Consider the following 11584-nt stretch of genomic DNA (forward strand, 5'->3'; position numbering starts at 1 on the left):
AGATGAAATTGGCAATCATTGCATAAACAAATAATAATTACAAATACTTAAAATTACTAGATTATATTCATGAGTAACATAGACAAAAGATATGAAAATTGTTAGTTAATTATTTTTGGTGTCTTGTTTTTCAAAATAAGGAGAAAGATATGAAAGGCGACGTTCAAGTTATAAAAGCTTTAAACGAAGTTTTAACTGGTGAACTTACAGCAATTAACCAATATTTTTTACATGCGAGAATGTGTAAAAATTGGGGCTACAATCGTGTAGCTGATTTTACTTATAAAGAATCCATCGAAGAAATGAAACACGCTCAAACATTACTCGATCGTATTCTATTCCTCGAAGGAATTCCGAATCTCCAAAAATTAGATAAACTTAATATCGGCGAAACAGTAAAAGAGCAGTTTGAAGCCGATTTAGCTCTCGAATTTTTAGCACTTGAAAGACTTAAAAAAGGAATCGATATATGTGTCACAGCTCGAGATCACACCAGTCGTGAAATTCTTGAGCATATTTTAGAAGAAGAAGAAGGGCATGTCGATTGGCTCGAAGCTCAACTTGGCCTTATCAAAGACATCGGTTTAGAGAACTATTTAGCTCAACAGTTGCATGAGAAGAACTCATAGAATGTTTATCCTGTTTCGATCCCTCTGACTCCACCATAGATACGAGAGCGTCGAGACAGCATCCACAACCAAGTCCTGCATTGCATTCCCGTTGTATGTCTTCTGTTGTGGTTATTCCGTTTTCCATAAGTTTTTTAATTTCATGACACGAAATCCCATAACACAAGCACATGAGCATAATCAGTTCCCTTTCATTCGGCTTTTTTAAGCATCGGTTAAAAGCTACATGATATGAGAACAATTCTCAAGAGGGATTGATAACTATTCTCATTATCAAAATAAAATATAATAATTACAACAACTAAGAATAATGCCAAGAGTTCGACTCTGCTTTCATACCATGTTCTGAGATCTAATTAGAAATTTTTTTAGATCCCTCGCTTATTGCTTTTTAAAAGTGTTAACAAGATATCTGATAGTTTTCTATTTACTCGATTCCATGCTATAGGAGAGAACAGCTTATGAGTGAAAAAGAAATCAATATTGCTGTTATAGGAACAGGTATCTCAGGTTTACGCTCAGCGTACCTTTTAAGCAAAAGAACAGACAAAAAAATAAAAAGCATTACTTTATTTGATCAAAGTGAATCCATTGGTGGTGTCTTAAAAAATACTAAACAAAATGGTTATAGCCTTGAACATGGTGCTCAAGGAGTCCTTCTCTCAAAAGATTCTTTTAAAAATTGCGTCGATGAGCTAAAACTCAATCATAAAATATTATTGCCGGGAAAAACAAAATTAAAAAGATTCTTAATCACTCCTTCAGAAATCATATCTATTACTCCTAATTTATTCAAATATAAAAAAAAGGGACTTCTTAGAATACGTGATATTTTAAGAATATTTCTTGAAGTATTTATTAAAAAACCTAAAACACATAATCCGAATGAATCTCTTTATGAATTTTTTTCTCGGCGTTTTGGTAATAAATTTGCCTCTACTTTTCTTGTCCCACTCTCATTTGGTATTTGGGGAGGAAGTTCACGTAAATTATTAGTTCGGTATACCTTTCCACAATTAATAAAATTTGAATCCGGTTATGGTAGTTTATTTAAGGCCAGTATTTTTATATTATTTAAAAAATTATTTACTAAAACTAAGAAAAAAGGTCTTGAACTCGCTAGTTTCTCTGAAGGTCTTCCTTATTTAATTCAAAATTTATACGAAGAAATAAAGCTTAATTGTGCAAAAAATAATATCGAATTAAGCTTTAAATCTTTAACAAAAATTAATGAAATAAGTAAACAGGAAAATAAAATTAAATTGGTTTATGTGTCAACTATTAATAATGATTCTTCCTATGCAATATTTGATAGTGTAATTTACACAGGACAACCCTGGCGCGAAAATGGTATATTAACTTCTCCTCAGTGTCCTGTCGCATGCAATGCCTATCAAATTTTAAAAAATATTGAATCGCATAGCATTGCAGTTGTTGGACTAGGTGGAAAAAATATAGAAAATAAAGCACCTCAAGGTTTTGGCGCATTGGCTGGTGAATGGTCAAAAGATATTCTTGGTGTCCTATTTGTTCATTCTATATACCCACAACATGCTCCTGAAAAATCATTTTTTTATAGAGTTATGCTAGGGGGAGATAGACATCCAAATATTAATTTACTAACGAATGAGCAATTAATAGAACTGACAAAACAACGCCTAAAAGAAATAAATATCATAACTGATAAAACAGAATTTGATTTTACTGACGTTATTAAATGGGATAATTATATTCCGCTCTCGACTGAGTTACAAGATAAGGTGCTACAATCCATTTGGCAACTTGAAGCACTCATTCCTGGTTTATTTTTTGCAGGAAATTATATAAAAGGTCCTGCTGTGCCCGATTGTATCCTTCAAGCAAATGAAACTTCAGAAAAAGTTATGAAATATCTAGACAAAATTTAACGAACTTCATTCCAAGAAGAAATAATACTATTTACAAGTCCATATTCTTGGGCTTCTTGAGCCGTCATCCAATAGTCGCGCTCAATATCTTTCCGCACACGCTCCAAAGGTTGTTTTGTTTCTTTATTGTATAACTCTGCAATTTTTTCACGCGTTCTTAAAATTTCTTTTGCGTGAATTTCAATATCGGAAGCCTGTCCTTGTATATTTCCACCAATCAAGGGTTGGTGAATCAAAAGACGTGCATTTGGAAGTGAGTATCTGTGCTTAGTCTCTGCAGCAAGTAAGATCACCGTTGCTATACTTGCAGCTAAGCCTGTTACTATAATTTTTACTTCAGGTCGGATAAAACGAATTGTATCGTAGATACCGAATCCAGAATTGACTTCTCCGCCTGGACTATTTAAAAATATCCAGATATCTTTTGCTGGATCTTCAGCTTCTAAAGCTAGCAATTGCTCAATTATTTTTTTTGCTGATTTTGAAGTGATTGCCTCAGACAACACGATAAGACGTTGATCAAATAATTTTTTGTGGGTTGTTGATTCCATTAAAGAAGAGAGTTCATCAAGATTCGACATTTTTCGGACTCCTTTGTGTTTCAAAATGAGAAACATTCATAGCTATAAGTATAATTCTAATAAGAAAGTGAGACAAGCTTAGAAATGACAAAAAAAATTCTTATTGGCAACGATCTTGTAAATATTCCTCGCTTTGAGCGCTCGCTCCTTGTGGGAAACTTTATTCAAAAAATATTTCACCCTGATGAAATCCTCTATTGTGAGAAAAAAGTTACCCAAAAATCAGCTTCTTATGCTGCTCGTTATGCTGCGAAAGAAGCTTTTGCAAAAGCTCTAGGCACAGGTCTTTATGCACAGGGGGTTTCTTTTTTAGATATTTGGATAGAAAATGAAGAAAATGGAAGGCCGTTCTTGAATTTGAATGACAATATTAAAGCCAAACTTAAAGAACAAAATATTGATGATTTTGACGTGTCGCTGAGCCATCACATCGATTATGCGATGGCCACAGTTATCCTTTTTAGAAATTAATATTTATTAAATATATTACTTAACAAACCCAGCTCTTTCTAAGAATCGTGTTGAGTGTTTTCCTTGAATAAAATCTGGATGTTGTAACACTTCTAAATGAAAAGGAATGTTGGTACGAATTCCGTCTACAACAAATTCTTTGAGAGCACATTCCATTTTTTTAATAGCCAGTTCTCGGGTGTCAGCTGTAACGATAAGTTTAGTCAACATGGAGTCATAATAAGGAACAACTGTATAACCATGATAGACAAAACCATCTACCCGAACGCCAAGTCCGCCTGGACTCGAATAAGCCGTGATTTTTCCCGGCCATGGAGCAAAACTCTTTGGATCTTCGGCATTTATACGACATTCGATGGAGTGGCCACGGATTTTTACATCCTCTTGAGTGAACGGAAGTGATTCCCCCATTGCCACAAGAATTTGGGCTCTGACTAAGTCAATACCTGTAATCTGCTCTGTAACAGGGTGTTCCACTTGTATACGCGTATTCATTTCCATGAAATAAACGTTCTTATCGTCATCCATTAGAAATTCGACTGTTCCTGCGCCATGGTAGCCCACTTCTTTTGCAAGTGCTACTGCATATGCGCCTATACGATTGCGTTCAGTTTCATTTAATAAATTGCAAGGAGCTTCTTCTATGACCTTTTGATGGCGACGTTGAACGCTGCAATCTCTTTCACCTAAGTGAACGATATTACCATGCTTGTCTGCCATAATTTGTATTTCTACATGCCGCGGATTTTCAAGATACTTTTCAAGATAAACTTCAGAATTACCAAATGCAGCTGAGGCCTCTTGGCGGCAAGTTAAATAAGCCTTTTCGAGATCTTCGATCTTGTGAACGATTTTCATACCGCGTCCACCCCCACCACCACTGGCTTTTAAAATAACGGGGAATCCGATTTCTTTTGCAGATTTTTTAGCTACTTCGATATTTTCAATCGCTGACTTTGATCCTGGTAAAAAAGGCAAACCAGCCTTGCGTGCGACATCACGTGCAGCCACTTTTTCACCTAATTGGCGCATTTGCTCAGGAGTTGGCCCAATAAAAGTTATATTACATTTTCTACATATTTCAGCAAAACCTGCATTTTCTGAGAGAAATCCATAGCCCGGATGTATTGCGTCAGCTCCACTGACTTCAGCAGCTGCAATAATAGCAGGTATATGTAAATAACTTTTCTTACTCTCTGCAGGCCCAATACAAATACTTTCATCAGCTAATTTTGCATGTAAGCTGTGAGCATCTGCCTGTGAATAAATAGCTACGCTTTTAATACCGAGTTCTCGACAAGCACGAATAATACGCACTGCGATTTCACCACGATTGGCGATAAGAATTTTTTTCATGTGAATTTACTCGCAATATTTAATTTGTTTACTTAGATGGAGCAACAATAAAAAGCGGAGTGCCAAATTCAACAGGTTTTGCATTGTCTACTAGAATAGCAACAATTTCCCCATCAATTTCAGCTTCGATTTCATTCATGAGTTTCATAGCTTCGACAATGCAAAGTGATTGACCTTTTTTAATTTTTGCACCGAGCTCAGCAAAAACAGGAGCATCGGGACCGGGCGATCTGTAGAAAGTACCGACAAATGGACTCGTGATTGTTATCCCTTCTGGTAACTTTTTAGGTTCATTTTTATCTTCTGTTTTCACAATTGCAGATGGATTTTCATTCATATTTTCTGCAGATGCTATATTCTCTAAATTAACCTGTGGTGCATGCGCCGGAGATGCAACTTTAGCCACCGATGGTGCTGCATATGCTTGTGGTTGGAAAAGTGAAGTTTGCCCCACATTTCGTGCTAAAGATATTTTTTCTGCAGATGATTCAGCTTGCACGACATCAAAACCGTGTTTTGCCATAAGATTCATGAGTTTTTCAATTTTAGATACATCAATCATTATTATTTTCCTCTAAATATATACCTTGCCTAAAAAACATGGGCTAAGATATAATGTACCAAGACAGATTAAAATGATAATTTTAACACTTTGTCAATCACTCTCAGATTTCTCTAATTCTTAGAACAAAGTCAAGACCTTGTGCTATAAAAGCGCGTGTAAAGCTTATTTGTATCATTTCTTTGAAAAAAAAAACCGGCATCGTTTGCGACGGGACCGGTGTCTATTATACAGAAGAATCTGTTTTTACTAAACTTATTTTCTGCTTACGCGATCAACATAAACATTTTCACGTGTATCTATACGTAACACGTCGCCTTCATTGATATGAAATGGAACGCTCACAACAAGACCTGTTTCAAGGATTGCGGGCTTGCTTCCACCTGTCGCCGTATCGCCGCGCACTCCTGGGGCTGTTTCTACAACTTTTAGCTCTACAAAAGTGTCTGTTTCTACTCCGATTGGTTTGCCATTGAAAAAGACAACCTTAATCACAGAGTTTTCGATTAGATAATTTTTTGTATCACCAACTTCCAGATTTGTGAGTGATATTTGCTCGTAGTTTGCTGTGTCCATGAAGTTAAAACCATCTGCATCTGCATAAAGAAATTGCATATTTCTTTCTTCCACATCTGGTTTTTCTAATTTATCACCACTCTTAATATTTTGCTCAACCACTTGACCTGTACGTAAGTTTTTCACTTTAGTGCGGGTAAATGCTGCTCCTTTTCCAGGGCTAACATGTTGAAAATCAACGATAACCCAAGGATCATTGTTTATTAAAACTTTGAGTCCGCGACGAAACTCACGTGTATCATACATACTACTCATAAAGCACACTCCTTTTTCAGACGAAGCAGGAATTAACACCTAAAATATAAAATTGCAATTAAAAGCATTTTGCTTAAAAGACAAATTATTCGGTAATTTGCACTATTCAGAGTGAAAGCCAACCTTTTAGGGCATAGCCAACCACACCAAAATATTCATTTAAAATTGATACAGATTTTGCTGCATTGGCAAAGTTAAAGACCCCTTCACCATACCCTTCTAAGGTTGCGACCGGAACAGGACAGACTTCAAATCCTTGATTTCTGAAAACTCTTTTTGCACGAAACATTTGTTGTGAACTGGTTAGTAATATAATTTTTTTTCCATAATTCTTTTTTTCAAATATTTCTTTGGTGAACAAGGCATTTTGATAAGTATTTTTACTTTCTTTTTCTGCTATTAAACTAAAATTATTTATATCATATCCGTAGGTATATGAAGCAAAGTTTTTCATTGCTTCTGCTTCACTTTGCCCAACGTTTATGTTTGTTCTTCCGCCCGAAAAGACAATCGGCAATCTTTGTCTGCTCCAAGCATTTTCATAGCCTGAGTTTTTTATCAAATGACTGAGACCCATTAAGCGGGTTTGTGCGACTGAACTTGGAATATTTTTCTGATATATACCAGAACCTAGTACAACGATTCCAGCAACTTCTTTTATGCAATCAGGCAAAGGAACATCAACAAGACTTTTATTAAATATTTCACTAATATTTTCTTGTTGATTTCTTTCTGATCGAGTTAATAATGGTGATAATAAAAACTTTGGTGTTTCTTTATAGCTTAATATAATAATAAAAAGACTTGCAAACGTAAACAATAATTTAACAACTTTTTTAAATATACAAAACCACAACATAATGCATGCAATTACTAATATAATTGTTGGTAAACCGGCATCAAAAGTAAATTCTTTGATTATCCTTGCTAGGGTTAAATTCCATTCGGAAATAATAGATGCATCACCCATTTTTATTTAATTCCTTTCAATTATATGTTTTATTAGAAAGCCTTTTTTATAATAAAAAAAGGCTATGCCTATTCGTCTTAACATATGATTTGGAAATAATAAATTTAGGTGATTGGAATTAGATTTTTATTCACAAAGCGTCGATTTGTATTTTTTATCATTGAGATCAAAACATTTTACGAAAGGTTGGTTGATGGTATCACAAAAACCTGCATAGATTTTACGATAGACTTGACAGTTTTTCATAGCTTCTGCCCCATAAAAGGTAGCAATTTTATCCTTTTTTAACATTTCAGGATTTTCGACAATGAAATCTATTTGCTCTTGTTTTGTACAAGAAGCAAAAGTAAGAGCTGTGATAAGAAAAGAAGCTCCTGCAAGTATTTTGAAAAACATATTTATATCCTCAAATTGATACTTTACATAGCTTACTTCTTTTTTGCTCTGTTTCAAAGGCACTCGGTGGCAGGATCACCACTCAAGACCAAATCCTGTTTGATATTCTGTCACCCGTGTCTCGAAGAAATTCTTCTCTTTGGGAAGGTCCATAATCTCATTCATCCAAGGGAAAGGAGTTTCTTCTTCACCATAAATGGGTTCAAGACCAATGCTCTCAACACGTCTATCTGCAATATAACGAATGTATTTTGCAAACTGCGTATAGGAAAGGCCAAGCACATCACGTGGTAAGGCATCAGAAACAAAAGCATCTTCGAGTTCAACCACATGCTCAATGTTTTTTCTGACTTCTTCTTGCAATTCTTTTGTCCAAATATCTGCATTTTCCGATATGTATTGATTGATAAGCTTAGTGCCAAATCGGCAATGTAAACTCTCATCACGCACGATATATTCAAGTTGTTCTGATGTGCCCACGAGTAAATTACGGCGCTTAAAGTTAAGTAACAAAACAAATGCACTGTAAAACTGCATTCCTTCCATGCCTATATAATAAGCACAAAGATTTTTTAAGAATAAAGAACGTCCTTCTGCTGTTTGAGTAGAGAAATCTGCATTTAAAATACCTTCAAGAAATTGCGCTTGAAAATCATGCTTATCTTTAATTGTTCCTACTTTTTTAAATTCACTAAATACTTCTTGCTGATCCATCGAAAGTGATTCGACAATATGTGAATAACTCCATGAGTGGATACTCTCTTGAAATGCCTGTGCTGTTAAATACTGACGACATTCTGGATTTGTGATGTGTTTATAAATGGCCATAATAATATTATCGCCAACTAACACATCGGTATTGGCAAAAAATGCGAGAATTTTTTTAATCAAATGACGCTCGTCATTGGTAAGGTAACCTTGATTTTTCCATTGAGCTATATCTTGCGCCATCGAAACTTCCTGTGGAAGCCAGTGATTTTTGCATAGATTTTTAAATTCATCCCAAGCCCAAGGGTATTGAAAAGGCATAAGTTGAGTTTTTGTTTCGTTAATCAACATTTTAATTCTCCTTTAGCAATTATTTATTGACAAGATTCACATTCAGGATTGTCAATCGAACATGCTTTTGCCTCTACTGGCAATTTGATTTCATTTTTCCTAGATGAAAGACTTGATTTTTCAACACTTGTTGCTGCCTTAGTTCTTAAATAATATGTTGTCTTTAAGCCACAGTGCCAAGCATAGCGATACATCTCATCTATTTTTCTGCCACTCGGTGCAGACATATAAAGATTTAAGCTCATAGACTGGTCGATATATATTTGTCTCAGTGCTGCACAACGAATCAATTGTTCAGGCTCTATGTCAAATGCTGTTTTATAAAGTTCTTTAATATCTTGAGGAACATTTAAGGTATTTAAATCACCATCAGCTCTCTTTAATTCACGGGATAATTCGGAATTCCAAAGACCAAGTTCTTTTAAATCATCAATTAAATACTCGTTGATGATTGTATAATCTCCACCCATATTACTTTTCACATATAAATTTTTATATGTTGGTTCTATCGACTGTGTACAATTCGATATATTTGAAATAGTTGCTGTTGGTGCCACTGCTAAACACAAACTATTTCGCATTCCCTGTGCAATTTGTGCGCGCACTTCATCCCAGTTCAGATTTTCTGTAAATCCATCAGCGGCTAAAATTTCTGAGCATGCTCTCATTTCGCCATTTTTATCTTTATATTCTGTTGGTGCTACAGGATAATTTACGTGTGCTCCCAATTCACACACAGTGTCTTTTGGCACTTTTCCTTTTGACCAAGTGGATCCTGGATAAGAGCTGTATGAACCACGTTCTTGCGCTAAATTTGCAGAAGCTTTGATAGCATGAAAACTGATAAATTCTGTGATTTTTTCAGATAACCACATAGCTTCTGGCTTAGAATATGGGATTTTCTTCATATAAAGAACGTCTTGAAAGCCCATAAAGCCCATTCCAACAGGACGATGTCTGTGATTTGCAGTTTCTGCCGATTTTATTGGATAAAAGTTTTCTGTTATCACGTTATCGAGCATCCGCATTCCAACACTCACAGCATGTGCTAATGTTTTTGCTGGATTTTCAGATTGAAAAACAGCTTTTAAGTTAATGGAACCTAAATTACAAACTGCTGTTTCTTCGGCATTGGTATTTAATGTGATTTCTGTACAAAGATTGCTGCTGTGGACAACACCTATATGGCGTTGTGCACTTCTTAAATTACATGGATCTTTAAAAGTTACCCATGGATGTCCTGTTTCAAAAATCATTGTCAATATTTTGCGCCACAATTGTACTGCAGAAACCTTGCGGAAATTTTGTAACTCTCCACGCTCAGCCATTCTTTCATAGTTTTCGTACAATTTTTTGAAGTTTTCACCATATGAGTCATGTAGATCTTTAACTTCAGATGGGCAAAATAAAGTCCATTCTGCATTTTGCTCTACGCGTTCTAAAAATAAATCAGGCACCCAATTTGCTGTGTTCATGTCATGGGTACGGCGGCGTTCATCACCCGTATTTTTACGCAATTCGAGGAAATCTTCTATGTCTAAATGCCATGTTTCTAAAAATGCACAGACGGCGCCTTTTCTTTTACCACCTTGATTAACAGCAATTGTTGAAGAGTCTTGCACTTTAATAAATGGAATAACACCTTGTGAACGACCATTTGTCCCTTTAATCCAGCTGCCACTTGCGCGGATATTTGACCAGTCATTGCCAAGTCCTCCTGCATATTTTGATAGCATGGCATTGTCTGAATACTGACGATAAATATCAAGTAGATCATCTTGTGTTGTAGTTAAGAAACAAGATGACATTTGTGAGTGCTTCGTACCTGAGTTAAATAATGTAGGAGTACTTGGTACATATAGCATTTGCGAAATGACTTCATAAAACTCTGCTGCACATTTCGTAGCAGCAGCAGCATTCTCCTCAGCAAGAGCGACTCCCATCGCAACACGCATCCAAAAATGTTGAAAAGTCTCATAACGCTGTCCTTGTTTATGCAATAAATAGCGATCATAAAGTGTATGTGCACCTAGATAATCAAATAGATAATTTCTTTCATGACGAATACAAGAATTTAAATATTCGAGATCAAGTTCACGCAATCTCGGGGAAAGCTGTCCGTGCTCTGTTCCATATTTTACATACTCAGACAATGTTGGATAAAGCTTTTCTTGTTCTGGCAATTCACTGAGAGTTGCTTCTAATCCAATTGTTTTTAAAACCTCTATACGTAAATCTTCTGCAAGTAAGGAGGCTGCGATATAAGAATACTCTCTTCCTTGTTCTATGAGCGGTCTCACATTCAAAATAATATTTTGCAAAGTTGTGGTGAAATCAACCGTGGAAAAATTGAGATTTGTGAGATTTACCTTCGGGTGAAAAGGTTTATAAGAGTTCTTTGCCATGAAATATTTCTCCTGGTAGTACAAAGCATTGTCTTTTCTGAAACATAGGAAGCGAATAAGTATACCATACAAATGAATGGCATAGAGCGCATAACCTCACATCTGCCGCAAATCTTCACAAAAGAGGAGTTGCGACACCATAATTGGATAACGTAAAGTGTCTGCACTTATCATATATAGTGCTATCCTATAATGAAAGACACTGTCAATAGTGTGGGAAATAATTTTGCTGCTCTAAAAATTCTCGAATTATTTTAGTATTTAAATAAAAGGCTCAATATATAAGCAGATAAAATGGATAAAAAAACATAAAAAAAAGAGGTACTTTCAAGCGACGGCTTTGAGAAAACCATCTACCATAAATTTGTATGGAAATATGCTCTTTGCCCAACCTTATTCGCAGGGGGGACACTATAG

Annotated in this window: 12 protein-coding genes; 3 read left to right on the top strand and 9 right to left on the bottom strand. The window is 35.4% G+C overall.

The genetic code is table 11. The annotated features are described in order from the left end of the window. Window positions 1-149: 149 nt before the first annotated feature. Window positions 150-629, top strand: coding sequence for a bacterioferritin (gene bfr, locus H7355_RS01675; RefSeq protein ID WP_186644358.1), 480 nt, complete (start codon window positions 150-152; stop codon window positions 627-629). Here the strand turns inward: bfr and H7355_RS16185 are convergent. Further along, complete coding sequence (locus tag H7355_RS16185; protein ID WP_186644359.1) at window positions 571-807, bottom strand: (2Fe-2S)-binding protein; 237 nt, start codon at window positions 805-807, stop codon at window positions 571-573. The two genes, bfr and H7355_RS16185, sit on opposite strands and share 59 nt — an antisense overlap. A 283-nt stretch (window positions 808-1090) precedes the next feature. Here H7355_RS16185 and hemG point away from each other — a divergent pair, with 283 nt between their 5' ends. Beyond that, window positions 1091-2536, top strand: coding sequence for a protoporphyrinogen oxidase (hemG, locus tag H7355_RS01685; protein WP_186644365.1), 1446 nt, complete (start codon window positions 1091-1093; stop codon window positions 2534-2536). Here the strand turns inward: hemG and H7355_RS01690 are convergent. Next, window positions 2533-3117 carry an ATP-dependent Clp protease proteolytic subunit gene (locus tag H7355_RS01690; protein WP_186644367.1) on the bottom strand — a complete coding sequence of 195 codons (585 nt, stop codon included), beginning with the start codon at window positions 3115-3117 and terminating at the stop codon, window positions 2533-2535. The two genes, hemG and H7355_RS01690, sit on opposite strands and share 4 nt — an antisense overlap. An 84-nt stretch (window positions 3118-3201) precedes the next feature. Here H7355_RS01690 and acpS point away from each other — a divergent pair, with 84 nt between their 5' ends. Next, window positions 3202-3588: a holo-ACP synthase gene (gene acpS, locus H7355_RS01695; RefSeq protein ID WP_186644369.1), complete on the top strand. Its 387-nt coding sequence runs from the start codon at window positions 3202-3204 to the stop codon at window positions 3586-3588. 15 nt (window positions 3589-3603) lie between these two features. Here the strand turns inward: acpS and accC are convergent, their stop codons facing one another. From accC to H7355_RS01730, 7 genes are all read right to left on the bottom strand, one after another. After that, window positions 3604-4944, bottom strand: coding sequence for an acetyl-CoA carboxylase biotin carboxylase subunit (gene accC, locus H7355_RS01700; protein WP_186644371.1), 1341 nt, complete (start codon window positions 4942-4944; stop codon window positions 3604-3606). Window positions 4945-4972: 28 nt separating this feature from the next. Further along, window positions 4973-5506 (bottom strand): acetyl-CoA carboxylase biotin carboxyl carrier protein, encoded by a 534-nt coding sequence (accB, locus tag H7355_RS01705; protein WP_186644373.1) that lies wholly within the window; start codon window positions 5504-5506, stop codon window positions 4973-4975. Between the two features lie 255 nt (window positions 5507-5761). Further along, window positions 5762-6328 (bottom strand): elongation factor P, encoded by a 567-nt coding sequence (efp, locus tag H7355_RS01710; protein WP_186645387.1) that lies wholly within the window; start codon window positions 6326-6328, stop codon window positions 5762-5764. Window positions 6329-6443: 115 nt separating this feature from the next. Next, the gene (locus H7355_RS01715) at window positions 6444-7307 is read right to left on the bottom strand and encodes a YdcF family protein (protein WP_186644375.1); all 864 of its coding nucleotides are present in this window, start codon (window positions 7305-7307) and stop codon (window positions 6444-6446) included. Window positions 7308-7433: 126 nt separating this feature from the next. Next, complete coding sequence (locus H7355_RS01720) at window positions 7434-7703, bottom strand: hypothetical protein (protein WP_186644377.1); 270 nt, start codon at window positions 7701-7703, stop codon at window positions 7434-7436. 75 nt (window positions 7704-7778) lie between these two features. After that, the gene (locus H7355_RS01725; protein WP_186644379.1) at window positions 7779-8762 is read right to left on the bottom strand and encodes a ribonucleotide-diphosphate reductase subunit beta; all 984 of its coding nucleotides are present in this window, start codon (window positions 8760-8762) and stop codon (window positions 7779-7781) included. Window positions 8763-8785: 23 nt separating this feature from the next. Next, window positions 8786-11167: a ribonucleoside-diphosphate reductase subunit alpha gene (locus H7355_RS01730; RefSeq protein ID WP_186644381.1), complete on the bottom strand. Its 2382-nt coding sequence runs from the start codon at window positions 11165-11167 to the stop codon at window positions 8786-8788. Window positions 11168-11584 lie beyond the last annotated feature (417 nt).

This window comes from Fluviispira vulneris (genome assembly GCF_014281055.1).
Classification (GTDB): Bacteria; Bdellovibrionota_B; Oligoflexia; order Silvanigrellales; family Silvanigrellaceae; genus Silvanigrella; species Silvanigrella vulneris.

Coding starts and splice junctions, on each gene's coding strand:
- bfr (WP_186644358.1), top strand. CDS start 150: ATGAAAGGCGACGTTCAAGTTATAAAAGCTTTAAACGAAGTTTTAACT.
- H7355_RS16185 (WP_186644359.1), bottom strand. CDS start 807: ATGCTCATGTGCTTGTGTTATGGGATTTCGTGTCATGAAATTAAAAAA.
- hemG (WP_186644365.1), top strand. CDS start 1,091: ATGAGTGAAAAAGAAATCAATATTGCTGTTATAGGAACAGGTATCTCA.
- H7355_RS01690 (WP_186644367.1), bottom strand. CDS start 3,117: ATGTCGAATCTTGATGAACTCTCTTCTTTAATGGAATCAACAACCCAC.
- acpS (WP_186644369.1), top strand. CDS start 3,202: ATGACAAAAAAAATTCTTATTGGCAACGATCTTGTAAATATTCCTCGC.
- accC (WP_186644371.1), bottom strand. CDS start 4,944: ATGAAAAAAATTCTTATCGCCAATCGTGGTGAAATCGCAGTGCGTATT.
- accB (WP_186644373.1), bottom strand. CDS start 5,506: ATGATTGATGTATCTAAAATTGAAAAACTCATGAATCTTATGGCAAAA.
- efp (WP_186645387.1), bottom strand. CDS start 6,328: ATGTATGATACACGTGAGTTTCGTCGCGGACTCAAAGTTTTAATAAAC.
- H7355_RS01715 (WP_186644375.1), bottom strand. CDS start 7,307: ATGGGTGATGCATCTATTATTTCCGAATGGAATTTAACCCTAGCAAGG.
- H7355_RS01720 (WP_186644377.1), bottom strand. CDS start 7,703: ATGTTTTTCAAAATACTTGCAGGAGCTTCTTTTCTTATCACAGCTCTT.
- H7355_RS01725 (WP_186644379.1), bottom strand. CDS start 8,762: ATGTTGATTAACGAAACAAAAACTCAACTTATGCCTTTTCAATACCCT.
- H7355_RS01730 (WP_186644381.1), bottom strand. CDS start 11,167: ATGGCAAAGAACTCTTATAAACCTTTTCACCCGAAGGTAAATCTCACA.